This window comes from Psychroflexus torquis ATCC 700755 (genome assembly GCF_000153485.2).
GTDB classification, from domain to species: domain Bacteria; phylum Bacteroidota; class Bacteroidia; order Flavobacteriales; family Flavobacteriaceae; genus Psychroflexus; species Psychroflexus torquis.
The window spans coordinates 1,878,228-1,904,351 of the sequence record NC_018721.1 but is presented as its reverse complement, the minus strand read 5'-3'; the positions used below and the strand labels follow the sequence as shown (position 1 = coordinate 1,904,351).

The following is a 26,124-nucleotide window of genomic DNA, read 5'->3' as shown; positions in this document are numbered from 1 at the left end:
TAGAACAAATGAAATTTATACTTATTTTACTATCACTATTTTCCATAACTACCGCTATTGCTCAAGACAAACAGGCCGTAATATCTGGAACTGTAACCTACAATGGCGACCCTGTTCCCTTTGCAAATGTTTATGTTAAAAATGGTACGAATGGCACAAGTGCAGATATTGACGGTAAATTCACTTTAAACGTTCCGTCGGGAACTATTGCTATTGTGGTACAATCACAAGGATTTCGAACTCAAACAAAGCAAATAAGCAGTGAAGCAGAAATTACACAAGAAGTTAACTTTTCCCTTGTAGAAGATGTACTCGGTCTTGAAGAAGTTGTCGTGAGTGCTACCAGAAACCGCATCAGTAAGAAAGAGGCCCCTGTAATTGTGAATGTTCTCAGTTCAAAATTATTTCAGGCCACCCAGTCAATATCGCTGGCAGACGGGCTTAATTACCAGCCTGGAGTTAGGGTGGAAACCAATTGCCAAAACTGTGGATTCACCCAGGTACGCCTTAACGGGCTTGGGGGTCAGTATACACAAATACTCGTAAACAGTCGTCCTGTTTTTAGTGCGCTCAACGGTGTATATGGTCTGGAACAAATTCCTGTAAGCATTATAGACCGCGTGGAAGTGGTTAGAAGTGGTGGTTCTGCACTTTTTGGCTCTAATGCCATTGCAGGAACTATAAATGTAATTACCAAAGAGCCTATTAATGACAGTTGGGAAATAAGTTCCAATTTAGGAATTATAGGTGGTGAAGCTTTAGACCGCAACGTAAACTTAAACGCTTCAACAGTAAGCGAAGATTTAACTAGCGGCGTAACTGTTTATGGTATATTCCGTAACCGTGATGCGTTTGATGCCAATGATGATGGTTTTAGCGAGATCACAAAATTGACTAACAATTCATTAGGTGCAAAAGCCTTTTTGCGACCTAACGATAATAGCCGTATAGGTGTAGATTTTACAGGAATTAAAGAGTATAGACGTGGTGGAGACCGTCTTGACCTTGCCCCACAATTTACCGATATTACAGAAGACCTTGACCACAACACCATCTTTACAGGTGTGGATTATGAACTGTTTGACGATGCCCGTAAAAACTCTGGTACTGCTTATGTTTCCGTACAGAATACAGACCGTGACAGTTATTATGGTGGTTTAGGTGGTGGACGTACCGCCGCGGATTCTATTGTTGCGAACAATGCATTTGGAAAAACAACCGACCTTGCATTTGTTGCAGGAACAAAATACACACGTAATTTTAAAAGGGATGTTTTCACAACAGGTCTAGAGTATCAACTCAATGATACCAAAGATGCCATACCAGGTTATAACCGTTTGGTTGATCAAAAGGTAAGCAGCATTGGTCTCTACGCGCAGTACGAGTGGAAACCTTCTGAAAAATTTACGGCATTAGTCGGTGCACGTCTAGACCACGTTGATGTAGATGGTTTCTATACCATACAAGATGTGGCGCGATCATCTAACGTTAGTGAAACGGTACTAAATCCACGATTGACTATTTTGTATAATATTAATGAAGATTTACAGTTTAGAGGAGGTTATGCCCGTGGATTTAGAGCACCGCAAGCTTTTAATGAAGATTTGCATATTTCATCGGTAGGTGGAGAACAGCGTTTTGTAATTGTTTCTGATGATCTTGAAAGTGAATTTTCAAACGCCTTTACCGCATCCTTCAATTACACAAAAGATTTCAACAAGACCCAAACCAATTTCTTGGTAGAAGGGTTTTATACCACGTTGGAAAATCCTTTTACCATTGTAAGTACAGGGACATCTTTACCCAATGGTTCAATTCTTGAAGAATCAAGAAACGGATCTGGTGCTTTTGTTGCAGGGACAAACTTGGAATTGAGTGTATCGCCAAGTTCGGATTTCTTATTCCAAGCTGGGGTAACCATACAACGTTCCATATTTAAAGAAGACCAAGTATTGTTTGAAGCAGATGGCAGTGTACCTGGTGAACAAGATGTTATTTTAGAGGAATTTGTAAGATCACCAGACGTCTATGGTTTCTTAAATGTAAACTGGACAGCTTCTGAAGCCTTTAGGTTTGACGTGACAGGAAGTTACACTGGCCCGATGATTGCACCACGTGTTATTAGTGATTCTGGTTTTATAGACTTAGTAGATACCGAATCATTTCTGGATATGACGACAAAGGTTACCTATCACTTTGACTTAAAAGATACATTTCATGTTGAATTGAGTGGTGGTGTTCAAAACTTATTTGATAGCTATCAAGATGATTTTGACCGTGGAGCGGGAAGAGATTCAGATTTTATTTATGGACCAAATCGTCCAAGAACATTCTTTGTAGGGTTGAAGTTTGGAGACTTTTAATTTAACATTTATGAAAGATTTTATTTGTTTTATATTCATTTTTTTAGCCGGGCTCTTGTTTGTAAGAGCCCAAAGTGATTCTGAAATTGAATGGAAAAGCTGGCCAGAATTGGAACAAGCAATTAAGGAAAAACCAAAGCCAGTTTTTATCTTCTTTCATGCTAAGTGGTGTTCTTATTGCAAAAAAATAGAACGAGAAATCTTTACAAAGCCAGAAGTCATACAAAAACTAAACAGTGATTATTATGCTATAGAAATGGACGTAGAGCAAACCGATACCATCACTTTTGAAAGCGTGAATTTTATAAATAAACAAGCACTGACCCAGCGCAATGGAGTTCACGAAATACCTTTATTGCTGGCCTCGCGAAAAGGATTTCCATTCTCGCTACCAGCCACGGTTATTTTAAATAAAGATTTTACACTGAAAGACCGCTTTTTTGAGTATTATACGTCTAAACTTCTGCTGAATTTTCTCTAGTCAAATACAATGTAAACTGATCAATTTTACTTTTTCCAAAAGCAAAACATGGCTTGATTAGCCTTTTGGCTATCGCAACTAATGCTAGTTTTTTACTCTTTCCTTTGGCTATTATTCCTTCATAAAGCTCTCTACACCCTCTATTATGTTTGCAGACATAAAAGGAGCATAAAAACACAAGATTACGAAGCTTTTTATTATCCACCTTACTCAATCTTGCTCAGTTTCTAACACGACTTCCAAACTTCAAAATCGTTGGTGTAATCACTAAGTAGCTGCACAACTGTAAGGCCATCACAAATTTTGAAAACCCATCGGTAGCTACAATTAAAAACAAAGCTGTCTTCTGGCTTAAAAAAGGGATGCGAGTCAGCAATGTAAGCTCTTATTGGTGTCTCCATTTTTATATAGAAATTGTGCTGGTCTATACTAATAATAGCCAGTTGCTTCCATTACAACTAAACATTCTTTAAGCAAATCTTTAAGAAATTTCTTAAAACCAGACGCATCGTTTCTATACTGATTATGAACTGTAGTATTTCCGTGGACATCAAAAATAGCTTTGCTGATGTCAACTCCAAAAGTTTCCTTATAGTCATTCATAAGAATTGATTTAGGAGAGAATCAGTTACTTTATTCACAACAATACTTTGACAAGCTCAGTACAAGCTTAAAACGAGATTTAAAGTCTCACAGTTCCTATAAATTCTGTCTAGAAAAGAAAGAAGATTATTCCGGAGGCTTCGGGATTGTCGAAGTTTGAAACTTCACCGTATATAGTAATCTTAATCCTCCCTTTTGTTCTGATTAATACCTGAAACTAAATATTTAATTAGAAATCTAACTTAAGAAGTGTATTTTTAATGATGGGTTTGAGCTGAATTTGAACTTTTTAGCATTTAAAAAATGAAGTGCTAAACCGAAAGCGAAGTGCCTTAAAATTTACTGCTAATTACACAAAAACCGTTAATCTCAAGTAATGACACATGAATAAAATACAACTAGCATTAGTAATCGGATTGAGTTTTTTCTTCCAACAATTTACAAATGGTCAAACCAATCAGAAGGTTAATTTTTTGCAAAAAGTCGGTGTTTTGGATAGCCTATATTCCAAAAGTCTAAATGAATACAGAGAAATTTATGTGCAACTCCCAGCAGATTACAAGCCCGATGAAAACATAAAATACCCCGTAGTTTTTGTTTTAGATGGTGAAGTATTTCTCCCTACAGTGAATGATGTACAAAACTATTATAGTGGTGGCTTTACACCCGAAATGGTCATTGTTGGCATTTCAAACGATAAAAACAGAATGCGCGACTTAACAACTTCAAAAGTAACTGAGATGTATGGAAGTCCTTTTAAACAAGAAAACGGAGAGGCTGCCAATTTCACTAAATTTATAGAGACTGAACTAATTCCATTTGTAGAACATAACTATCCTGTCACCAATTTCCGAACCTTAATTGGTCATTCCTATGGTGGCTTATTTGCTCTTTATTCGTTAGTTCATCATCCACAATTATTTTCAAACTATCTGGTTATTGACCCGAGTTTAGATTGGGATAATCAACAATTAATTAAGGAAGCAAAAGCTAAAGTTTCAAGTGCAAATTATAAAGGGAAGTCACTATTTATGTCCTTGGGCGGTGTTGTTTATATGCAGAGGTCTGGGATGACTTTAACTGAAATAAAAAAAGACACAACAGACTTTACCCTATTTTCACGATCTAATATTGATTTCTCAGAAGTGTTGAATCAAAACAAACAAAATGAATTAGCTTTTGAATGGAAGTTTTATCCAAGAGATTTACATGGTACTATTTCCTTTCCTTCCATTATGGATGGTTTAATTTCTGTTTTTGAATGGTACCAGACTGAAAATATTGACAAATATAATTCGCCAACTACCACCGCAGATGAAATTGATAAGATTGTTAGGTATCGCCAGCATAAACTTGAAACACATTTTGGCTATGCTGTACCTCCTTTTCCTGAATTCTTATTAAATATGCAGGGATATATGAGTATGGATATGGGCCAAATGGAAAGAGCTAAGGTGAACTTTGAACTTACTATTGAATATTACCCGAATAGCGCAAATGCCTTTGATTCCATGGCGGATTACTATGAAAAAAATGGTGATAACGAAAATGCTATCAAATTTGTAACAAAAGCTTTTGAAATAAGTGGTGAGGACTCTTACAAAGAAAGAATGGAAGCATTAAATAAAGGATAATAGAGGATAACACATGGAGAATCAGTTAGGGCAGTTTCGCCTATAGACATAGGATCCACACTAATAATGATACTGAATCCTCAATTGCCAATTGGAAATAGTGGGTATCCATTGAAAGAACTATTTAACTATAACTAAGTATTTTATTAGAAATCAAACTTAAGCCCCGATAAAGGATGATTGGAAAATTAACGTGTACTGCGCAATTACTAACTGATTAAAAAAAGCGCCTAGTAACATTTACAATTAATCGCTTTTGTTGTTGCCTACTTGGAAACCCCTTCAGAATTTCTTCTGGTTCGTTTTCTTTTACTAATTTAGGTCTAAATAAGGTTTACATCCATACAAGAACCTGTCGCCAAAAAATAAAAGCTTATTATGGAACGCTAGGACTTAACCAATTTTACGATTATGAATTCAACTGAGTTTTTAGAGAAATTTGTCTGTGATAAATTGATTGAGAGTAATCGCTATTCATCCTTTTCCATCGCTCTTGAGGATGCTAGAAAAATAACAGGAAGAGACGTAGCAACTGGTGAATTAAAACATCATATTCTTACAAACAAAAATAATGGTCATTTAGAACCATATTCGTTCATTGGTATCACCAACTATTTACTGCTATTAGAAATAATTGGTAAAGTATTTGAACCAAATGTGTCTTCGAGCGGTAAAAAAGGAATTCGCGGGGCCCTGCAGCATTTCTCGGATATAGATGAGAAAGACCAATATGTGATAGAAGCTCTACGTAATGCTCTTGTGCATAGTTATTCACTTGTCAATATCCCATCAAACCAAGATCACAACGAGAATTCTCAACATCTATTCACACTTAGTGCATTTGAAGATGCGCCATTAATCCGATATCCAGATATTTCATGGGATGGAAATTTCAATAACAAAGCTGAAAATGGAAGTACAATTGTACAAACCAATAGGTTATTTGATGAAATTGAGCTCATAGTTGAAAATGTAAGAGTCGGTGTTCGTGATGGTTCAATTAAAAGCAGAATTAAACTGCTCGAGCTAAAAGCACGCTACACAATTTATAGGTAATGCTATTGGTAACACAACCAAAACCCCATGCGGGTTTTGGTGCTAAATTAAAAGTAAATGAATATTAATAAACATACCGTTAAGCTGAAAGATTTGTGGCAATTTAATCCCGCGCTACTCATAGCCGAGCCTATGGTAGCGATAAGAACCCGCATACCTAAATTAAAAAACTTCTTCATAAATGAGACTTGAAATAAACAAAATAGAGACATTAACTGGACATAAAAGCTCCATATACGCTTTAGATATAGGGACCGCTGAACATCTTATCTTCTCTGGTAGTGCTGATAAGATAATTGCTCAATGGAATTTAAAAACATTTCAAGGTGAAAAATTTGTGGCTAGTTTTCCTTCCGCTTTATATTCTATCTGTCACATTCCCCAAAAAAAAATAGTGTTGGCAGGAACTTCAAAGGGTGATGTTTATGTATTAGATTTAGAAAAGAAGAAAGAAATAAAAATTTTAAAAAACCATACTTCTCAAGTTTTTAATATTAGGTATTCTGAAGAAACCAATCGCATTTATACCGCTGGAGGAGACGGTAATCTTGCGATTTATTCACTTGAAACTTTAGAATTAATCAAGCTAAAAAAAGTGTGTGATGAAAAAGTACGAAACATCGACTTTAATTATAAAAATTCTGAAATAGCTGTTGCTTCGGGCGATTGCAACATTCGTATTTTTGACCTAAAAACATTACAGGAAAAAAGGGTCTTTCTTGGACATGAGCTTTCTTCAAATGTTGTGCGATTTAGTCCTGATGGAAAATTCCTTTTAACGGGAGGTAGAGATGGTGATTTGAACATCTGGCAGGTTGAAGATTACGAACTATTAAAATCAATTCCTGCGCATCCTTGGGCGATTTACGATATCGCATACAGCCCAGATTCTAACTTATTTGCTACAGCTAGTCGTGATAAAACTTTAAAAATTTGGGATTCGAAAACATTTCAACCACTAGAGGTAATTGACAAAGAAAATTATGACGGACACCAATTTTCTGTAAATAAATTAATTTGGAGCTCCTTCAATAATTATTTGATTTCTGCAGGGGACGATAAAGTTATCATGGTATGGGAAATAAATCTAATTGAGTAAAAAATCGAGAACTACTTAGTGAATTAACTCTTTGTATAAAGAAATGTATAGTCACTTATGGTGATTCCATATTCAAGTTTTGCCCCCATTATTTCTAAGCTACTAGACACAAAGTACAGAACATACTACATCATGGAGATACTGCAAAAGCACATGACATAAAAGGGGAGCTTAATAAGGTTTGGCTTAATTCAGAGTATCTAGAAGAACATTTAAACATTTTGGGTTTCAATAAAATAAAAAACAGGATCGGTTAGTGCAAAAAGGATGGTTTTTCATTCGAGAGTTTGATTTCTATGCTTTTAATTCTCCCATTACGGGGATGAAATCTATTTATGAATTTACGACTAATAAAGACAATGAATTAGGGTAATGTGTTAATGATACATACTATAGAACCTGCCTTCTGGCAGGCAGGTTTTAGCAAATAAAAAAATAAATCGGAGAAGTCTTTCAGTGATTTGAATATAGAACCTTTGGAGAAATAGAAAAATCCTTAGAGAAGATGTTCTATTTTACGACAAAAAGAGATGACACGGACTATTAGGAAAAATAACACCTTTGGAAAAATAGAACGCTGACAAACACCTGATTTTAATGAATAAATTAACCGCATAATTTAACTAACGAAATCTAAAAGAATACTTTTGTTTTATAGGGGTCAAAACATTTTTTAATCTAAATAAAATAAAAGCAGAATAACATTTAAAGGTTAATATAAAACGTTTCAATTTTAACATTAGGTGTTTTTGTGTCAGGTTTCTATGTGGTGCGCCAGAACTTTTGATTAAAATGTAAAAGGCTTTTAAAATGTCTGAAATATTAAACTCACAAAGTGAATAATTAAAGATATTGACCTACTATGAATACTAGACTTACAGAGGACAAAAAATTTAAAGAAGCGGTTGGAGCTTTCATTATCGCCTTTTCAGAATTAGAATACGGCTTAGCAGATTTAGGTTCTATGACTGAATTTAATTTAAGAAAAAAGATAGATTATTTTACAAAACATGTGGGTTTTCCATTTGAAAAAAAAGTTGAAAATTTAACTGGATTCATTGATGAAAATTTGGTCGAGTTGAAACCCATTTGGGACGAATTAAAAGTAGAAATTGGACAGTTAAATTATGAAAGACGCTTTATTGCTCATGGCTTTATTCAATACTTCTTACCACATGAAAGTAGCACTACATCAACGTATGTTAAGAAAGGAAAAAAACTGGTAGAAAGAAAGCATGACTCAGACTCAGTAAAAAAACTAACGAATAGAATTCATCATTTGAATACTGGTGCAAATGGCATTAATGGTGCTTTTCATACTCTGTTTTCAAAATCACGAATAAACAATTGGAATTCGTTGGTAAATGATGACAGTAAAATCGTTTATAAAGCAAACAATGAAATAATACCAATTTAGTTTTTAAATGTTGCATTAAAAATTTGAATTATTTTTTACTTAGTTGAGGAAAAAAATATAAGAATAGCAATAGTTACGGTTCTATTTTATGACGATTAGTAAGTGAAAAAGAAACTGATTTTATACGACATTTGAATGCTAAATTGGTATAATATCTGATTGGAAAGGAAAATGATATATGTAACACAGGTTAAAAACCATGTCTTGCTGAAGCATCAAAACAACTTTTTATACGAACAGTTGTAAACATTTGAGATAAAACAAAATGATACATTTAATAGTTGGAAATACAGGTTCTGGAAAAACGACGTATTCATCAGAATTGAAAGGAAAAACAAAAGGAATTATTTTTTCAATTGACAAGTGGAATAAAACGTTATTTCTAGACGACAAAAAATCGACGGATGGACTAGAGTGGTTTCTTGAAAGAATAGAACGAGCCGAAAAAATGATCATGGATTTAATTCGACAGTTGGAAAACTCAGAAACTGATTCTATTTTGGATTTAGGGTTATCAAAATTTACACATCGTGAAAAATTTAGAGAGTTTTCAAAGTTGAATGGTTACGAATTGAAAACTCATTTTTTAGACATTTCAAAAGAAACTCGACTAAATAGAGTTACTAAAAGAAACACAGAAAAAGGAAAAACTTTTGAATTTGTAGTCAGTAAGGAAGACTTTTCTTTTATGGAAAACTGGTTTGAAAAACCAAATGAAAAAGAACTGATTGGCGGAATAATCATAACAGAAAAAAATGTGTGAGCCAACAGCGCAAAAAAAATTGCCACATTAGACCTTTACACTAAATTAAATTTATGATGTCATATGAATAAATTGAATTATACTACGATGTAGCTCAGCACAGGTTTTTTGAATATTTAAGTTAAAAATAATTAGCATAGCCTTTATTACGGTAAAACGATTTATTGCGACATTGTAGGTATAATTATGTATTAATAAAAGAAAGTTGTCAATAAGCTTGAAACGACCCTTTAAACAGAATTATTTGACAAAAATAGATGAGTAAAATAGCATGAAAAAAGCAGTATTCTTCGACATGAACGAAACCTTATTAAACCTGAGTTTACTTAAGAAACAGTTTGATAAGCACTTTGATGATAACTACATTCTAAAATATTGGTTCACAAAACTACTACACAGTTCAACTATAATGGGAATTATGGGCGACTATAGAAATTTCGGAGAATTAGCAGGCGTGGCTTTAGAAAATCTGTTTTTCGAAAATAATAAATCTTTAAGTAGTGAGGTAAAAGCTGAAATACTTGGAGAATTTAAAAAGTTACCTGCTTACGAGGATGTACGACCTGCTCTTCGTGTTTTAAGGAACAATGGTATTCGTGTGATTGCTGTTTCTAATTCGTCTTTAGAAATGATAAAAGAACAGCTAACTAATGCAGGAATTATTGACCTTTTTGATTCTTATTACTCCGCAGATAATGTCGAGAATTACAAACCTTTTAAGGATATTTATCTTTCAGCAGCTCAGAAAGAAGGATTACAAACTGAAAATATTGTAATGGTTGCGACACATGATTGGGATTTGTATGGAGCAAAAAAAGCAGGACTCACCACAGCTTACATAAAACGAAAGCAAGTAATTTATAATCCCTATTATTTACAGCCAGATTTTAATGCATTAAATTTACTCGATTTAATACGACAGATAATTAAGGCTGAGAATTAATAGGTAAAAATTTGATTCTATCTCAGGGCTTATAAAATCGTGTTTATATCCAAAAAGTATATAAGTTAGATCGATTATAACACAAAAAAATAGCATCTTATATTTTTATGGACTTGAGGTTTGTATCCTTTTAATTTACTTATAATGAGATGGAAAAATACCAAGCAATCGACCAAATATTCTTAAACGAACCAGCATCTAAACGAAGAAAAAACAAATGCCAATAGAAAACATACCTGAAATTTATTTTCAGAATATAAAAACAGATCAAGATATCTTCGTGTACGATTTTAAGATGTCTAGCGATGTCGTAAAAAGTAAAGTCAATTTAAGCATGAATATGTTTAGCTTTCTACAAGTTGGTAAAAAGCAGGTTCATTTTGCTGGTACATCGGTCGCGGTAAATAAAGCGCAATCCTTGTTGCTTAAAAAAGGAAATTGGCTTTGGACTGAGCTATTGGATACTGAAGCCGTTTATTACTGCAAGCTTTTCTTCTTTTCTGAAAAAAAACTGACTGACTTCTTAAGTAAGTACACAAACAATGTTAAGCCTTATAAAGAAGAGGTTCCTTATTTTGTGATTGAAAATGATGATTATATTGCTGCTTTCATTAATTCTTTATCGTCTAATACCTTTACGGATCATAGTTACAGCGATGCTTTATTGGTTTTAAAATTTGAAGAAATCATGTTGTATTTGCTAAACAAGTATGGCTCTACTTTCGAAGACTACTTACACTCATTGATCTCGAAAGAGATTTCGCTGTTTAAAAATGTCGTGGAAAGCAATGTAAATTCCAACTTAAAATTGGAAGAAATAGCTTTTCTCTGCAATATGAGTTTATCAACTTTTAAGCGTCATTTTACTTCCGAATATAAAGAACCTCCCGGAAAATGGCTGCAAGACAAGCGCCTACATAAAGCTAAAGAACTACTGGAAGGAGGGGATTTAAAAGCCTCTGATATTTATTTAGATATAGGCTATAATAACCTGTCCAACTTTAGTGTAGCTTTCAAAAAAAAGTTTGGAATTAGTCCAACGGACCTCTCAAATTAATGTGACCTATTTCAAAAATTTGTAAATTCAATAGGTTGATAAAATTACCATGTCTTTTTATTTAAGAACACTTCATACTGAATTTTTTTCATAAGTTATTGACCCTCATGAATAGTTTCACAAGTAAGCTCTCGCTAATAAATGGAGACTCTTTTGTTTGGAAAATCAACGGTGTAAGTACTAACATATTTCAAGCCTATCTGCGAGAATTTTCAACACATAATCCAAAGGAATACAAAATTGTAGTGATTGATGATGCAGGATTTTATTTTACAAAAAATATAGAGGTACCACAAAATATAGTTCTTTTAAGAATACCCCCATATAATCCTGAGCTAAACCCATGCGAACATGTATGGCAATACATTAAAAATCGATTTAAAAATCAAAGATTCAAATCGGTGAAAAGTTTAAAAGAGTGGTTAAGCGAAATGCTCTGCGACATGAAACCTGAAACCATTACGTCTATAACAGGAAATCAACATTTTCTAAAGACTTTTAATAATTAAATTGGCATTGTAAACGTTTTATGCTGTTGATTTAAAAACTGTGGAATACTGGTGGTTGCCTCAAAATTCTCTTATTTACATCCCTACAACTCTACAATCAATCCTACTTAAAGAGAAATATCGATACCTTTATTTAAACTCTTTAAAATGGAGTTAACCTAGGACATAACTTTATTTACCATTAGTTAATAAACTGACAACTTTGTAATAATCTAAAGATAAATGGATGCAAATACATTTACCTAACTTATTATTTCTTGTTTTATGTTTAGGTATCTTTTAAGCTTTTCAGCATTTTTAATATTCTTTGGTAGAGCGTATCAATTTTTCTTTTTTGGAGCTCCTTACAGAGCCATATTTTGGGACGAAAGTCTTTTGTCACCTGTTGTAGAGGGGCTATTTAATTATTCTTGGCAAGAATATGCCACCAACTTAAATGTTAATACATTCATAGAAAACCTCACCATTTTAAGTAGTGTAGTTTTTTTAGTTAGTGCTTTACTTTGCCTTTTTTGGCATCAAATAAAACTCCACATTTTAAAAAAGACAATTCTTGGGACTGGTATTTTCTTGTTGTTTTTTATGGGGATTTGTATGGTTAAATCAAAAAACTACGACATCCTTCAATTATTTGAACTGAGCATCCAACTGATCGTTCCATTAGTTATTTTTTTTAATGCCTCTTTAAAGAACATGGATGTATCAAAACTTTCTAAATGGCTTAAAATAGCAGTAGCACTAACTTTTATTCCGCATGGTCTTTTTGCTATGGGACTCTTCTACGTCCCCGGCCATTTTATAGACATGACCATAAAAATTCTAGGAGTTAATGAAACTCAGGCAACGCAGCTTCTATTTATGATAGGGGTTTTAGATATTATTGTTTCCATATTTATATTTATTCCCAAGTTAGCAAGACCTACGCTTGTATACGTAATGATCTGGGGATTTTTGACCGCAGTAGCAAGGCTTGTATCTGGATTTAATCCAGATTTTTTTTGGTCGTCGTTACACAACAGCACATACCTCACCCTTTATAGATTGCCACATGCTTTAGTGCCTTTAATTATTTTTTTAATCCTCCCTAAAACTCATACTCTAACTTTTAAATTACTTACTAATGAAAACTAAATTACTCTTCTTTTTTGCATTTTGTTTGATGACATTTTCTGTTGTTGCAAACAATGACAAGTACCGGCTTATTCTAGTAGATGATCCAGCAACAACTATGACCGTAGCATGGAATCAAATATCAGGTTTGAATTCAACTCTTTATTATGATACTATTGATCATGGGACCAACACCTCTGCATATACCTTTTCTCAAACGGAGGACAGAGCAATAGTTTATAGGGGTATGGATAATAGGTTTGTACGTCTTACTAATCTAAATCCAGACACTAATTATTACTTTGTAATTTCTGATAGTCGAGGAGTAAGTCAACGTTATTGGTTTAAAACTTCGACAGATGATACGAGTCCTTTGTCTTTTATAGCTGGTGGAGATTCCAGAAATAACAGAACACCTAGGCAAAATGCAAATAAGCTAGTCAGCAAGCTAAAACCGAATGCCGTCCTATTCGGTGGTGATATGACCGATGATGATACCGATCAGGAGTGGCAAGACTGGTTTGATGACTGGCAACTTACTACAGCAACGGATGGTAGAATGTTTCCCATCGTTCCTGCAAGAGGAAATCATGAAAACCCAATTGTTATTTATAACCTGTTTGACACCCCAACTACAGAGTCTTATTACGCGCTCACTTTTGGAAATGATTTGCTGAGAACCTACACCTTAAATTCTGAAATTTCAGTTTTAGGAAATCAACTGACTTGGTTAGAGAACGATCTTGCTAACTCCACAGAACACAAATGGAAGATGGCTCAATACCATAAACCTATGAGACCTCATACGGCAGGTAAATCTGAGGGGAATAATGAATATGGCGCCTGGGCGCAGTTATTTTTTGATGAAGAAGTGAGATTAGTAGTAGATTGTGATTCTCACATGGCAAAAACCACCTGGCCTATTAAACCTTCCTCAAGTCTAGGAAACGATGAAGGTTTTGTGATCGACCAACTCAATGGAACGGTTTATACAGGAGAGGGTTGCTGGGGCGCTCCTTTGAGGCCTAATAATGATGACAAAAGCTGGACCAGAAGCTCAGGCTCTTTTAATCAATTCAAATTAATATTTGTTTACCCAGATGAAATTAAACTAAGAACCATCATTGTAAATAATGCAGACAACGTAGGAGAGGTGGCTAACAACGATCCCTTTACACTGCCATCAAATCTAGATGTATTTACACCACCTACTGGTGCCGTGGTTACTATATCTAATAGTCTAGATAATAATTGCAATGAAGTAGGTACCGCTTGTGACGATAATGACCCTTTAACTATCATTGATGAGGAAGATGGCTTTTGTAATTGTGAAGGAGTATTAGCAGAAGATTTAGTTCAAGAAACAATTTTAGTGGCTAATTCTAGTGACGACGCTGAAGAGGATCTAGAATCCGGCAGTGTAAATACCTCTCATACAGAATTAGAATTCATTTATGATAGCACAGATCAAATTGTAGGAGTTAGATTTGAAAATATTCAAATACCGACTGGTTCTACTATTCATCGGGCCTATATTCAATTTGAAACGGGGAGCACTGCAGCAGGTCAAGATCCCACCAATTTAATGATTCATGGAGAACTGATAGGAACAAGTGCCTCCTTTTCAACTCAACTTAATGATGTTTCCTCGAGAAATTTGACACAAAATACAGTGTCGTGGAGTGAGATTGATATGTGGAGTACCATAGATGAAGCAGGCGTTTATCAAAGAACACCCTATTTGAATACAATCACAAACGAAATTATCAATCAGACTGCCTGGACTTCAGGAAACGCTATGTCTTTTATATTTTCTGGACAAGGTAAAAGAGTGGCAAAGTCATTTGACTCCGGAAATCCACCAGTATTAAAATTATTTTATCAAGAGCCATGTCCAGAAGCAGGAACTATTTGTGATGACGGAGACCCGTTGACGGTTTTAGATGTAGAAGATGGCAATTGCAATTGTATAGGTTTACAAGAGTCTGGAAATCTTACTTTTCAAGTGACCGAGGCAACAGATGATGCTGAGGAATCAGAAACAGGAGGTGTGATGTATACTACGAGCTCTGATTTGGAATTGGTTTTTGATGCTTTTGCAGGTCAAAACAACCAAACTATTGGCATACGATTCGGTAGCGTAAGCTTGCCAGAGAATGCTTCTGTTCTAGACGCACGAATACAGTTTACCACGGATGAAACAGGAAGTGACCCTACTAACCTGATTATTAAAGGTGAATTGTCTTCGAGTAGTGCTACCTTTTCAGAAAGTGTGCCATTTGATATCACTGGAAGACCACACACGTTTACCGCTGTGCAATGGCAAAATATTCCTTCTTGGAATACCGTAGGAGATGCTACAGATGACCAAAAAACACCTAATTTAAGAGCTATCGTTCAAGAAATAATCGAGCAAAGTACTTGGTCTATTTTTAATCCGATGACCTTTATAATGCAAGGTGAGGGAAAACGAACAGCCGAATCTTATGATGGTAGCTCAGATGATGCACCTCGACTTATCATTACCTACACACTCAACAATACGTGTCCAGAGGAAGGGACGCCATGCGATGACGATGATGCAACTACTGTAAATGACGAAGAAGATGGCTTTTGTAACTGCATAGGTTTCTCAACCCTAGACCTTATTGAAAATGACATTGTTGTAAACACGAGTAGCGATGACGCAGAAGAAGTGCTTTCAACTGGAGTGGTAGATATTACTAGTAGCGATTTAGAACTCATTTGGGATGGTGAAGATCAAGTGGTAGGTGTAAGATATAATAACGTGAACTTACCTGACGACGCTTTTCTGTACCGAGCATATATTCAATTTCAAACAGACGAAGACGACAATGATCAAGACCCAACCAATTTAATTATTAACGGTGAGCTTGCTGACGATAGCAGCGCATTTATAAATACTAATTCTAACATATCTTCAAGAGCCTTAACAAGTAGTCATGTAGATTGGAATGCTATTTCATTATGGGATCTTGTAGGGGAAGAAGGCATCAACCAAAGAACTCCATATCTAACAAATATGATCAACGAGATAAGAGCTCAAGACGGTTGGCTTCCAGGAAATGCGATGACTTTCATTTTTTCTGGTAGTGGAAAACGCGTGGCAGAGTCTAAGGACGGTAATGCGGTAGGGCCTGTTCTAAAGTTGTTTTATAGATTCTCAAATCCATGTATTCCATTTGGAACAACCTGCGATGATGGTGATGCAAGTACTTTTTTTGATATACAAGATGGCAATTGTAATTGTGCAGGAATACCAGAAACAGGGACATTAATCTATGACGTCATAAACAGTGCAAATGATGCCGAGGAAGAATTGAGTAGCGGTGTTATATCTTTAACTAGTACTGATTTAGAATTAACCTTTGAAAGTGGCTCTGTAGAGCAATTAGTAGGACTAAGATTTACAGATATTCATTTACCTGCAAATGCCACTATAACAAGTGCTTATGTTCAGTTTACAGTAGATGATGACAATAATGGAACTACTAATTTGAGTATTGCAGCTGAGGCTAACTCATTAGAGTTTACAGACACAGCTTTTGATATATCAAGTAGATCAGTTTTAAATAATACAGTACCATGGAGCAATATTCCTGCTTGGATTAATGAGGGTGATGCTACTTTAGACCAGAGAACACCCGATTTAAAAACATTAGTTGAAGGCGTTTTACAGGAATCTAATTGGCAATTATTAAATCCAATTGCATTTGTTTTTTCTGGAACAGGAGAAAGAGAAGCAGATTCCTTTGAGGGAAATAATGCGCCACAACTCATCATAAATTATGATTTGGGAACGCTTTCTACTGAACGATTTGAAAACATTAAAATTATTGTTTATCCAAATCCAGCTCATAATTTAGTAAATATTAAGTCTAAAATTAACATGGAGCATATCACCATTTACAATATGTTAGGAAAGGTTGTGGTCAACCATAAGGCGATAGATACGAACGTAACCTTAGATATTTCTAATTTAAGCAATGGTATGTATTTTATTAGAATCAAGCAGGTAGACAACGTTCAAGAGCAATCTTATAAATTGATTATTGATTAGTTTTCCTCCTAGTATTTATTATCTTTTTTTAAACTCCCAAGCACTAGTGTTTGGGAGTTTTTTTTGCTGCCCTTCTTTACTTCAGAATATAAAGAACCTTCTGGGAAATGGCTGAAAGACAAGCGCCTACAAAAAGCTAAAGAACTACTGGAAGGAGGTGATTTAAAAGCGTCTGATATTTAATTATACCAAATTATACCAATTTAGTTATTAAATGCCGTATTAAAAGCCTTTAGAAAATGATGGTTTCCTGTTATAGATTTAATGGTTTCAGGTTTCATTTCGCAGACCATTTCGCTTAGCCATTCTTTTAAACTTTTCATCGATTCGAATCTTTGATTCTTAAATCGATTTTTAATGTATTGCCATACTTGTTCGCATGGGTTTAGTTCAGGATTGTATGGGGGTATTCTTAACAAGACTATATTTTGTGGCACCTCTATATTTTTTGTAGAATGAAATCCTGCATTATCAATCACTACAATTTTATATTCCTTTGGATTATGTGTTGAAAATTCCCGCAGATAGGCTTGAAATATGTTAGTACTTACACCATTTATTTCCCAAACAAAAGAGTCTCCGTTTATTGGAGAGTAACTACCATATAGATAGGTCGTTTTATAAATATGTTGATAGGTCACTATTGGCTTTACACCGCTAGCGGTTATGTATTTTCCAAGATGATTCATCATTCCAAATCGAGCTTCATCTTGAAAGTATAAATTAACAGAGTCGTAACTATCTTTATTAAGACTAATTCTAATGTTATCTAGCGTATTAGGGAGTTTTTAAAAAAGCTTTTTCAGCCTCTACATCTTTTTTGTAGTGAGATTTCCTAGGAGTCTTGGGTTTTGTTTTAAAATGCTGAATCAAATACTCACGGATCCGTTGGTACTTAACAACTACGCCATACTCTTGTTCTACCCAATTTTGAGCATCCCAGTATCCCAAAAAAGGATTATTTGGGTCATGTACTCTTTGGGATAAACCCTTATGTATTTGTGGTGTAATAATTTTAGACGTTTTATTTTTAGGCTTATCAGTTAACATCATCTCAACCCCACCAGCATTGTAGTTCACAATCCACCTTTCTAGGGTTCTGATATGAATCCCTAAAAAATCAGCTAATTCTTGTCGGGTTTCAAATTTGCCAGACTTAATGGCTAGCAAACTCTTTAAACGTTTTTCTGCTTTTAACGTTTTCTGTTTTAACAAGAGTTTGTTTAGCTCCGAATCTGATTCCTTGATCTCTAAAATTGCTTTTCTTCCCATTCATAAATATACGAAAAATATACGGCAATACAAAACATATTTGGTATTAGACCTATAATGACGCAATAAATCGTTTCTTTTTAGCCTGCTTTTCATCAAAAATAATTACCGTAGCTAAGGCTATGCTAGTTATTTTTGATTTCAATCAATCAATCAAAAAATAATTCAATTTATTCATACGGCATTATAAATATAATTTGATATTAGATATGGGTTATAATAACCACTCTAACTTTAAAATCGCTTTCAAAAAAAATGTTCTTAATTAGTCCAACGGATATTTAAAATTAATATGACATATTTTAAAAACCTATAGTTCAGTAGGTTAATACAATAACTATATATAATTATTTTAAAAAATAGTATACTGAACTTTTTTCATAAGTTATTGACCCTCACGAATAACTTCATGAGTTAGCTCTCGCCATACATTTGTAGTATAACAAAATCCCGCTTGTTTTCGTAAGCAGGATTTAAAAATCAAAATATATAATTATGGCAAATGTAACTAAACCTATATTCAAAGAAAGATATGAGAATTTTATTGGTGGTAACTTCGTTGCTCCTATAAAAGGTCAATATTTCGATAATGTATCTCCCGTAGATGGGAAGGTATTTACTCAGGCAGCACGTTCCACTCAAGAAGATGTAGATCTGGCTTTAGACGCCGCACATGACGCGTTTCCCTCGTGGAGTAGCTCTTCAGCTGCAGAACGAAGCAATATGTTATTAAAAATTGCGCAGGTCATGGAAGATAACCTAGAGTATCTGGCAACTTTAGAGACCATTGATAACGGAAAACCAATCCGTGAAGCCCGTGCAGCCGATATCCCTTACTGTATTGATCATTTTCGCTATTTTGCTGGAGTTATTCGGGCAGACGAAGGAAGTATTTCAGAACACGACAAGAACACATTAAGCATAGCTTTAAATGAGCCTATAGGTGTTGTTGGTGAAATCATTCCTTGGAATTTCCCAATGCTCATGTTAGCTTGGAAAATCGCGCCAGCTTTAGCAGCAGGTTGTACAGCAATTGTGAAACCAGCAGAACAAACGCCAACCAGCGTTATTGTTTTAATGGAGCTTATTGGTGACATCTTACCTGCAGGCGTATTAAATATTGTAACTGGTTTTGGTGCAGAAGCTGGACAGGCTTTAGCAACATCAAAACGCATAGATAAACTTTCCTTCACTGGTTCTACAGAAACAGGTCGAAAAGTATACCACAATGCAGCAGAAAACATTATTCCTGTAACTATGGAACTAGGTGGAAAATCTCCTAATGTTTTCTTTCCATCAGTAGCAGAGCAAGACGACGAATTCTTTAGCAAATCTATTGAAGGTGCGTTGATGTTCGCCCTTAACCAAGGAGAGATCTGTACGACACCATCTCGTATTCTAGTTCACGAAGACATTGCTGATCTTTTTATAGAAAAGATGCAAGAACGCTTAAAGCTAGTTAAAGCGGGTGACCCTCTAGATCCAGAAACAATGATTGGTTCTCAAGTTTCTAAAGCACAATGTGAAAAGATTCTTGACTACATCAATATCGGTAAAGAAGAAGGAGCCATTGTATTAGCTGGTGGAGAAGCTGGTAACCATGAAGGTGATCTTTCTGGAGGATACTATGTACAACCAACCGTATTGAAAGGAACAAACGACATGCGTGTATTTCAAGAAGAAATTTTTGGACCAGTTGTCGCATTGACTACCTTTAGTTCTACGGAAGAAGCAATAGCTATTGCTAACGATACCCCTTATGGCTTAGGAGCAGGTGTTTGGTCTCGTGATGCTCATGAATTATTCCAAGTTCCACGTGCTATTCAAGCTGGTAGAGTGTGGGTAAATCAATACAATACCTATCCTGCTCACGCTCCTTTTGGTGGTGTGAAAGATTCAGGATTCGGTCGTGAAAACCATAAAATGGCGTTAGATCACTACCGTGTTGTAAAAAACATGCTGGTTTCTTATGACAAGAAGCCTATGGGACTCTTTTAAGTATAAGTGAAATTTATTTTCAATTAATGAAAACCCCAGAAAACTCTGGGGTTTTTTGGTTTATGACTTAAGGTGCTAATAGCCCTTTTTAAAACGTCTATTAAATTAAAAAAAATATGCTTATTTGAATACAGCAGCTTGTGATTTTTGTAAAACCATTAAGCTGATGCATTTTTAAAATTGACTAAAAAAGGGACAAAAAAGCTAAAATAGTCTAACATTGACGGTAAATAATTACATATTGCTACAAGAGAGCTGTAATAAGTTAACCCCTTATTGATAAAGGGGGGTGCTTTATATCAATTTTGATGACCATTATTTTATTGAAGTCAACAAAATTATATAGCCAGTAATCACTTGAAATTAGGGAAAGTATAAATACCCTAGTAAAATTTTAAAAGAAAACTGCTGCTGATGCCCAACTTGGAAGTACTACAAGAAAACAACGATTATATAGTCGTGAACAAAATGGCTGGGCTTATTAGTGAAAAAAGTCCTTATGAGAATCTCACGGTTGAGAATCAAGTGCTGCATCACCTTTTAAAAAAGAAACGGAAGCCCTATATCGGGGTTATACATAGATTGGATCGCGTAACAAGTGGTGTATTGGTTTTTGCTAAGAAAAAAAGTATTCTTGTGGGATTCAATGAGCTGTTTAGCGGTAGAAAAGTTCAAAAAACCTATTTAGCAATTGTTCAAAAGAAGCCCTTAAAGAGCAAAAAAACCTTGACTAATTTTCTTGTCAAAAACAACCTAGAAAAAAGAGCGGATATCGTGTCTTTAAAATCTAAAGAATCTCTAAAATGCATTCTTTCTTATCAAGTTATAGACGAAAATAATTTTGGCTATCTTTTAGAAATAAAACCTAAAACGGGTCGGTTCCATCAAATAAGAGCCCAGTTAGCGCATATGGAACTCCCTATTATCGGAGATGAAAAATATGGTTCAGATCAAGAATACCTTCCTTTATCGATTTGCCTGCATGCTTGGAAATTATCGTATCAAGTCACTGGCTCCACTGATATTAAAACATACGAAGCACCTGTCCCAAAAAATGATTTTTGGAAGTTTACAAAAATCTAAATTTTACGGCCACACTTAGGTAGATTTCATAATTTATAAAGCACCGCATAAAAAATTTCGCTTTATAAAGCTGTCAAAATCCTAGTGCATACTTAAAGGTTAAAACCCTGTCTATTTTTGTTCTAACAACACCTAAAAGTTGGTTGATGGCTAAAGGGTACTCTTCAACATAATCTAAATCATATTCTGAAAGATAAACACTAAGTTTTATAATATGATGGCCTGTATTTTCAAAACAAGGGTTTAATTCTTTTCTTGCTTCTTAGTAAATATAAAAACTACTTTAATGAGGGGTAAAGTAAAGAATAACGTTGCCCACAATCTGAAAAAAAAGCCCACCGCACAGTCAAGCTCTTTTTATTTTGTAAGGCACGAGCAAAATAAAAAGAGCTTATACTTCTCTAACTACTTCAATAATAATTTTTATGAAAAGTGAAATTGTTGTCCCAAATAATTACTAAATTTGGGACATAAATAGATGAATAATGACTAAATCAGTTCAATCTAGAATTGAAAACGAAATAAAATTAATGAAAAGAGGGAGTATTCTATTCCCCTCTAACTTTGATGATATAGGAAATGTTGAAGTTGTGAAAAAAACGTTACTCAGACTTAAAAACAAAAAGTTCTTAGTAAGACTAGCTCATGGAATATATTTATACCCAAAACAAGACAAACTTTTAGGAGTTTTATATCCGACAATAGAAGCAATTGCAGTAGCAATTGCTGAACGAGATAAAGCACGAATTATACCAACAGGAACAGCAGCTCTTAATAAATTAGGATTATCGACTCAAATCCCAATGAATGTTGTTTTCTTAACTGACGGAACTCCAAGAAGTATAGTAGTTGGTAAAAGAACAATAAAATTCAAGCGAACATCCCCAAAAAACTTAGCTGTAAAAGGAGAAATTACAAGTTTAATTATTCAAGCACTTAAGGAAATTGGAAAAGACAATGTAACAGCAGAACAATTAGAAAAAATTAAAATACATCTTGAAAAAGAAATTAAAGAGTATGATGCTAAACTAGCTCCTGTTTGGATTTCTAAAATTATAAAGAATAGCAAATCATGAAAAACTTTATAAGACTTAGCAAAAAAGATAAACTGAACATATTCAATCAAGTCAGTGAAAAAACTGGGTTTCCATCTTCTGCAGTTGAAAAAGATTGGTGGGTAACTTTATCATTGAATATTATATTTTCATTATCTTACTCAAAACATATTATTTTTAAAGGAGGAACATCTTTGAGTAAAGCATGGAATTTAATTGAACGTTTTTCAGAAGATATCGACTTAGTAATTGACAGAAAATATTTAGGCTTTAAAGGTCAATTGAGTAAAACTCAAGTTAAAAAGTTACGTAAAGCCTCTTGTTCCTTTATTGGAAATGAATTTTATAAAGACATCAATGATGCTTTAATTAAATTAATGTTCAAGATTATGAATTAGTTGTTCAAGAAACAAAAGACACAGACACTGATCCCTTAGTTATTGAATTAAGATAAATCTTTAACAGAAACATCTAACTATTTAAGGACAAGAGTTTTGATAGAAGTTGGTGCGCGTTCCTTAATGGAACCTGTAGAAAATAAACCCATTATTTCTATGGTCTCTGAGGAATTTAGAGAACTCCCCTTTGCTGAAAAAAAATAACAATACTTGTTGTTTCTCCTAAACGAACATTTCTAGAGAAGATATTCCTATTGCATTAGGAATTCCAAAAAGAATCTAAATTTATAAGAGTAGAGAGAATGAGTCGTCATTTGTATGATCTAGAAAAACTAATGGATACAATTCACGGCACAGAAGCTTTGAAAGATGTTGAATTATACGATACAATTATTGCACACAGAAAGAATTTCAATGCAATAAGAGGAATTGACTATGCAAACCATACCCCCCAATTAATTAACATTAAACCACCAGAAGAAACAATTAAAGAATGGGAGAAAGATTATAAAACCATGCAAGAAAGCATGTTTTATGGTGCTACTCTATCGTTTAGCAAAATGATGAAACGAACGGCTGAACTTAACATTAGAATTAAAAAAATTTAGGTTATCTTTTAGAAATAAAACTTAAAACTGGTCGGTTCCATCAAATAAGAGCCCAGTTAGCGCATGTGGAACTCCCTATTATCGGAGATGAAAAATATGGTTCAGATCAAGAATACTTTCCTTTATCGATTTGCCTGCATGCTTGGAAATTATCGTATCAAGTCACTGGCTCCACCGATATTAAAACTTACGAAGCACCTGTCCCAAAAAACGATTTTTGGAAGTTTACAAAAGCCTAAATTTTACGGCTACACTTAGGTAGATAACATAGTTTATAAAACGCCGCGTAAAAAATCACGCCATATAAAACTGTCAAAATCCTAGTGCATACTTAAAGGTTAAAACTCTGTCTATTTTTGTTCTAACAACACCTAAAAGTTGGTTGATGGCTAAAGGGTACTCTTCAACATAATCTAAATCATATTCTGAAAGATAAACACTAAGCTTTATAATATGATGGCCTGTATTTTCAAAACAAGGGTTTAATTCTTTTCTTGTTTCTTAGTAAATATAAAAACTACTTTAATGAGGGGGTAAAGTAAGTAATAACGTTGCCTACAATCTGAAAAAACAGCCCACCGCACAGTCAAGCTCTTTTTCCAACGTACTCAATGACTATTTCTAATATTAGCCAGTTATTTTATTTACTGGCGTTTATTTGATTTCCAATATTCGCCAATTTTTACTATATTTGGTATAAATAAAATTTTTTAAATGCCGAAAATCATTGAAAATAGACTTCTAGAGGAATTTAAGAACAGAGAGGCTTTCTCAAGAGAAGAGCTATTTGATTTTTTTAGGTATTTCGAGCCAAATCTGAAAGAAGGCACATTTGGTTGGAGAATATATGACCTTAAGAATAAGAATATTATCAAATCTATTCAAAGAGGTTATTATACCATTTCATACAAACCAAAATATAAACCTGAAATTTCTGGAGAGATTTTAAAACTTGCCAAAGTTATTTCTGAGCGTTTTGAAGATGTAAAATACTGTGTTTGGGACACTGATTGGATAAATGAATTTTCTCAACATCAAGCAGGAAAAAAATTAATCATCATTGAAATTGAAAAAGACTGTGTTGAATCGCTCTATTACGAATTGAAAGATTCTTTTCGATTCGATTTCTATCTAAATCCAGATGAAAAAGCGATTGAATTTTATATCTCAGAGAGTCAAAAGCCTGTTATCATAAAAAAACTCATCACTAGATCGCCCATTTCAAAAAGAGCTGAAAAGAAAACTAAATTCTATACTCCCCTGCTTGAAAAAATATTAGTAGACCTGTATACAGAAAACAAATTATTCTATTTCTACCAAGGTGCTGAGCTGATGCACATCTATGAAAATGCTTTAAAAAACTATACACTTAACTATACCAAATTATTCAGTTACGCCAAACGTAGAGAAAGAGAACAAGACATTAAGCAGTTTATGACCAACACTATGTACCCTCTAGTAAAAGACATCATCAAATGATAAAGGAACATTGCTTTACGGAGGATTGGTTAGACACTTTCAAAAAAAAAGCAGCTCACAAGCGAATAGACAAAGCCATTCTAGAAAAAATGATTTATGTGTTACATTTACTAGAACGCATCAAAGCTAATGGTCTAAATTTTGTTTTCAAAGGTGTTACCAGCCTTGTACTCTTATTGGAAGAAGGAAATAGATTCTCCATCGATATTGATATCATTTGTAATACCGACAGAGAAACCCTAGAAACACTATTGAATACCGTTATTGATTCATCAAACTTTAAATCATTTGAACTAGATGAACACCGCAGTTATAAAGAAGGTGTTCCAAAAGCTCATTATTCTTTTACTTTTGATTCTGTAACGAAAGGTAAATATTCTGGAACCATTCTCTTAGATGTATTAATTGAAGATGCTATTTACCCAGAATTAACTGAAAAACCAGTTCAAACCAAATGGATTGAGACAGAAGGTGAAACGAACATTACAGTGCCCACTATTGAAGCTATTACAGGTGATAAGCTTACGGCTTTTACTCCAAATACTGTTGGGATTCCCTATTTTAAAGGAAGAGACCAACAGCCATTTTCTATGGAGATTTGTAAACAATTATTTGATTTAAGTAAACTCTTCGAAAGACTAGAGAATATGGAAATTGTTGCTCAAAGTTTTGAAGTCTTTGCAGTGCAAGAAATTGAATATCGTAAGACTGAAACATCAGATTTAACTCCTAAAAAGGTGTTGCAGGACACCATAGACACCTGTGCAATTCTTGCTAAAAAAGGAAAAGGCTCAGCAGATGAAAAACAAAAATTTATTGAGCTACAAAAAGGAATACGAGCTTTTGGTACTGGTTTTTTAATGGTTGGCAATTTTAGGATTGATGATGCTGTTCTTGCTGCTGCACATATTGCCTATGTATCAGCTAAAATATTGCACAAAGATTTATCACCAATCGACTATTTTCAAGATCAAGATATAAAGGAATTAAACATTGAAGATCCTGATTGGAATTTCTTGAACAGACTAAAAAAACAACCAGACAAATCAGGTTTTTACTATTGGTACAAAGCCTTAAAAATAATGAATTTGATTAAATAAGAAAAAATAAAATCC

The 26,124-nt window shown here is 34.1% G+C and carries 22 protein-coding genes and 3 pseudogenes; 22 read left to right on the top strand and 3 right to left on the bottom strand.

The genetic code is table 11. The annotated features are described in order from the left end of the window. The first annotated feature begins 8 nt into the window (after window positions 1-8). Window positions 9-2,363: a TonB-dependent receptor gene (locus tag P700755_RS08170; protein WP_015024219.1), complete on the top strand. Its 2,355-nt coding sequence runs from the start codon at window positions 9-11 to the stop codon at window positions 2,361-2,363. A gap of 10 nt (window positions 2,364-2,373) precedes the next feature. Next, complete coding sequence (locus P700755_RS08165; protein ID WP_015024218.1) at window positions 2,374-2,844, top strand: thioredoxin family protein; 471 nt, start codon at window positions 2,374-2,376, stop codon at window positions 2,842-2,844. Here the strand turns inward: P700755_RS08165 and P700755_RS21255 are convergent. Beyond that, window positions 2,819-3,447 (bottom strand): annotated as a pseudogene (locus tag P700755_RS21255) (transposase). The gene P700755_RS08165 and the pseudogene P700755_RS21255 overlap by 26 nt on opposite strands. 383 nt (window positions 3,448-3,830) lie before the next feature. Between P700755_RS21255 and P700755_RS08155 the strand changes: the two are divergent. The 12 genes and pseudogenes from P700755_RS08155 to P700755_RS20660 all read left to right on the top strand — a co-directional run. Continuing rightward, window positions 3,831-5,081 (top strand): alpha/beta hydrolase-fold protein, encoded by a 1,251-nt coding sequence (locus P700755_RS08155; RefSeq protein ID WP_015024217.1) that lies wholly within the window; start codon window positions 3,831-3,833, stop codon window positions 5,079-5,081. A gap of 411 nt (window positions 5,082-5,492) precedes the next feature. Continuing rightward, on the top strand, window positions 5,493-6,137 hold the full coding sequence (locus P700755_RS08150) for a hypothetical protein (protein ID WP_015024216.1): 645 nt from the start codon (window positions 5,493-5,495) through the stop codon (window positions 6,135-6,137). Between the two features lie 181 nt (window positions 6,138-6,318). After that, on the top strand, window positions 6,319-7,236 hold the full coding sequence (locus tag P700755_RS08145) for a WD40 repeat domain-containing protein (RefSeq protein ID WP_015024214.1): 918 nt from the start codon (window positions 6,319-6,321) through the stop codon (window positions 7,234-7,236). 122 nt (window positions 7,237-7,358) lie between these two features. Beyond that, a pseudogene (locus tag P700755_RS20665) lies at window positions 7,359-7,606 on the top strand (IS4 family transposase); the annotation flags it as partial. 492 nt (window positions 7,607-8,098) lie between these two features. Further along, entirely contained in the window at window positions 8,099-8,653 is a 555-nt protein-coding gene (locus P700755_RS08140) for a hypothetical protein (protein ID WP_015024213.1), read from the top strand. 265 nt (window positions 8,654-8,918) lie between these two features. Beyond that, on the top strand, window positions 8,919-9,416 hold the full coding sequence (locus P700755_RS08135) for a P-loop nucleotide/nucleoside kinase family protein (protein WP_015024212.1): 498 nt from the start codon (window positions 8,919-8,921) through the stop codon (window positions 9,414-9,416). A gap of 271 nt (window positions 9,417-9,687) precedes the next feature. Continuing rightward, window positions 9,688-10,359 (top strand): haloacid dehalogenase type II, encoded by a 672-nt coding sequence (locus P700755_RS08130; protein WP_015024211.1) that lies wholly within the window; start codon window positions 9,688-9,690, stop codon window positions 10,357-10,359. Between the two features lie 217 nt (window positions 10,360-10,576). After that, complete coding sequence (locus tag P700755_RS08125) at window positions 10,577-11,416, top strand: helix-turn-helix domain-containing protein (protein ID WP_015024210.1); 840 nt, start codon at window positions 10,577-10,579, stop codon at window positions 11,414-11,416. 107 nt (window positions 11,417-11,523) lie between these two features. Then, the gene (locus P700755_RS08120; protein ID WP_245536025.1) at window positions 11,524-11,925 is read left to right on the top strand and encodes a transposase; all 402 of its coding nucleotides are present in this window, start codon (window positions 11,524-11,526) and stop codon (window positions 11,923-11,925) included. A gap of 264 nt (window positions 11,926-12,189) precedes the next feature. Beyond that, window positions 12,190-13,056 (top strand): hypothetical protein, encoded by an 867-nt coding sequence (locus tag P700755_RS08115; RefSeq protein WP_015024209.1) that lies wholly within the window; start codon window positions 12,190-12,192, stop codon window positions 13,054-13,056. Continuing rightward, the gene (locus P700755_RS18720) at window positions 13,046-17,116 is read left to right on the top strand and encodes a T9SS type A sorting domain-containing protein (protein ID WP_015024208.1); all 4,071 of its coding nucleotides are present in this window, start codon (window positions 13,046-13,048) and stop codon (window positions 17,114-17,116) included. Before P700755_RS08115 ends, P700755_RS18720 begins: the two co-directional genes overlap by 11 nt. Window positions 17,117-17,191: 75 nt before the next feature. Further along, window positions 17,192-17,296 (top strand): annotated as a pseudogene (locus P700755_RS20660) (helix-turn-helix domain-containing protein); the annotation flags it as partial. 23 nt (window positions 17,297-17,319) lie between these two features. Here the strand turns inward: P700755_RS20660 and P700755_RS08105 are convergent. Both P700755_RS08105 and P700755_RS08100 read right to left on the bottom strand, forming a co-directional pair. Beyond that, on the bottom strand, window positions 17,320-17,880 hold the full coding sequence (locus P700755_RS08105) for an IS630 family transposase (protein WP_083858487.1): 561 nt from the start codon (window positions 17,878-17,880) through the stop codon (window positions 17,320-17,322). A 13-nt stretch (window positions 17,881-17,893) separates the two neighbouring features. Then, the gene (locus P700755_RS08100) at window positions 17,894-18,388 is read right to left on the bottom strand and encodes a helix-turn-helix domain-containing protein (RefSeq protein ID WP_015023771.1); all 495 of its coding nucleotides are present in this window, start codon (window positions 18,386-18,388) and stop codon (window positions 17,894-17,896) included. A gap of 495 nt (window positions 18,389-18,883) precedes the next feature. On the opposite strand from P700755_RS08100, the gene P700755_RS08095 reads away from it, so the two are divergent. The 8 genes from P700755_RS08095 (at window position 18,884) to P700755_RS08065 (ending at window position 26,109) form a co-directional block, all read left to right on the top strand. Further along, the gene (locus tag P700755_RS08095; RefSeq protein WP_015024206.1) at window positions 18,884-20,386 is read left to right on the top strand and encodes an aldehyde dehydrogenase family protein; all 1,503 of its coding nucleotides are present in this window, start codon (window positions 18,884-18,886) and stop codon (window positions 20,384-20,386) included. A 414-nt stretch (window positions 20,387-20,800) separates the two neighbouring features. Beyond that, window positions 20,801-21,469 (top strand): RluA family pseudouridine synthase, encoded by a 669-nt coding sequence (locus P700755_RS08090; RefSeq protein ID WP_015024205.1) that lies wholly within the window; start codon window positions 20,801-20,803, stop codon window positions 21,467-21,469. A 485-nt stretch (window positions 21,470-21,954) separates the two neighbouring features. Then, window positions 21,955-22,545, top strand: a complete 591-nt coding sequence (locus tag P700755_RS08085) for a DUF6088 family protein (RefSeq protein ID WP_015024204.1) — start codon at window positions 21,955-21,957, stop codon at window positions 22,543-22,545. Continuing rightward, window positions 22,542-22,922 carry a nucleotidyl transferase AbiEii/AbiGii toxin family protein gene (locus tag P700755_RS19245; protein WP_083858486.1) on the top strand — a complete coding sequence of 127 codons (381 nt, stop codon included), beginning with the start codon at window positions 22,542-22,544 and terminating at the stop codon, window positions 22,920-22,922. Before P700755_RS08085 ends, P700755_RS19245 begins: the two co-directional genes overlap by 4 nt. A 302-nt stretch (window positions 22,923-23,224) precedes the next feature. Beyond that, a complete protein-coding gene (locus P700755_RS19240) occupies window positions 23,225-23,530 on the top strand; it encodes a nucleotidyl transferase AbiEii/AbiGii toxin family protein (protein ID WP_083858485.1) in 306 nt (101 codons plus the stop codon). A gap of 65 nt (window positions 23,531-23,595) precedes the next feature. Beyond that, complete coding sequence (locus P700755_RS08075; protein WP_245536024.1) at window positions 23,596-23,769, top strand: RluA family pseudouridine synthase; 174 nt, start codon at window positions 23,596-23,598, stop codon at window positions 23,767-23,769. A 475-nt stretch (window positions 23,770-24,244) separates the two neighbouring features. Next, on the top strand, window positions 24,245-25,009 hold the full coding sequence (locus P700755_RS08070) for a DUF6577 family protein (protein ID WP_015024203.1): 765 nt from the start codon (window positions 24,245-24,247) through the stop codon (window positions 25,007-25,009). Next, window positions 25,006-26,109 carry a nucleotidyl transferase AbiEii/AbiGii toxin family protein gene (locus P700755_RS08065; RefSeq protein ID WP_015024202.1) on the top strand — a complete coding sequence of 368 codons (1,104 nt, stop codon included), beginning with the start codon at window positions 25,006-25,008 and terminating at the stop codon, window positions 26,107-26,109. The genes P700755_RS08070 and P700755_RS08065 overlap by 4 nt, the downstream gene beginning before the upstream one ends. Window positions 26,110-26,124 lie beyond the last annotated feature (15 nt).

Excerpts from the sequence above, each read along its gene's own strand:
- P700755_RS08085 (WP_015024204.1), top strand. The coding sequence starts at position 21,955 with ATGACTAAATCAGTTCAATCTAGAATTGAAAACGAAATAAAATTAATG.
- P700755_RS08090 (WP_015024205.1), top strand. The coding sequence starts at position 20,801 with ATGCCCAACTTGGAAGTACTACAAGAAAACAACGATTATATAGTCGTG.
- P700755_RS08135 (WP_015024212.1), top strand. The coding sequence starts at position 8,919 with ATGATACATTTAATAGTTGGAAATACAGGTTCTGGAAAAACGACGTAT.
- P700755_RS08120 (WP_245536025.1), top strand. The coding sequence starts at position 11,524 with ATGAATAGTTTCACAAGTAAGCTCTCGCTAATAAATGGAGACTCTTTT.
- P700755_RS08145 (WP_015024214.1), top strand. The coding sequence starts at position 6,319 with ATGAGACTTGAAATAAACAAAATAGAGACATTAACTGGACATAAAAGC.
- P700755_RS08065 (WP_015024202.1), top strand. The coding sequence starts at position 25,006 with ATGATAAAGGAACATTGCTTTACGGAGGATTGGTTAGACACTTTCAAA.
- P700755_RS08125 (WP_015024210.1), top strand. The coding sequence starts at position 10,577 with ATGCCAATAGAAAACATACCTGAAATTTATTTTCAGAATATAAAAACA.
- P700755_RS08100 (WP_015023771.1), bottom strand. The coding sequence starts at position 18,388 with ATGGGAAGAAAAGCAATTTTAGAGATCAAGGAATCAGATTCGGAGCTA.
- P700755_RS08070 (WP_015024203.1), top strand. The coding sequence starts at position 24,245 with ATGCCGAAAATCATTGAAAATAGACTTCTAGAGGAATTTAAGAACAGA.
- P700755_RS08140 (WP_015024213.1), top strand. The coding sequence starts at position 8,099 with ATGAATACTAGACTTACAGAGGACAAAAAATTTAAAGAAGCGGTTGGA.
- P700755_RS08095 (WP_015024206.1), top strand. The coding sequence starts at position 18,884 with ATGGCAAATGTAACTAAACCTATATTCAAAGAAAGATATGAGAATTTT.
- P700755_RS19240 (WP_083858485.1), top strand. The coding sequence starts at position 23,225 with ATGAGTCGTCATTTGTATGATCTAGAAAAACTAATGGATACAATTCAC.
- P700755_RS08170 (WP_015024219.1), top strand. The coding sequence starts at position 9 with ATGAAATTTATACTTATTTTACTATCACTATTTTCCATAACTACCGCT.
- P700755_RS18720 (WP_015024208.1), top strand. The coding sequence starts at position 13,046 with ATGAAAACTAAATTACTCTTCTTTTTTGCATTTTGTTTGATGACATTT.
- P700755_RS19245 (WP_083858486.1), top strand. The coding sequence starts at position 22,542 with ATGAAAAACTTTATAAGACTTAGCAAAAAAGATAAACTGAACATATTC.
- P700755_RS08150 (WP_015024216.1), top strand. The coding sequence starts at position 5,493 with ATGAATTCAACTGAGTTTTTAGAGAAATTTGTCTGTGATAAATTGATT.
- P700755_RS08130 (WP_015024211.1), top strand. The coding sequence starts at position 9,688 with ATGAAAAAAGCAGTATTCTTCGACATGAACGAAACCTTATTAAACCTG.
- P700755_RS08115 (WP_015024209.1), top strand. The coding sequence starts at position 12,190 with ATGTTTAGGTATCTTTTAAGCTTTTCAGCATTTTTAATATTCTTTGGT.
- P700755_RS08155 (WP_015024217.1), top strand. The coding sequence starts at position 3,831 with ATGAATAAAATACAACTAGCATTAGTAATCGGATTGAGTTTTTTCTTC.
- P700755_RS08165 (WP_015024218.1), top strand. The coding sequence starts at position 2,374 with ATGAAAGATTTTATTTGTTTTATATTCATTTTTTTAGCCGGGCTCTTG.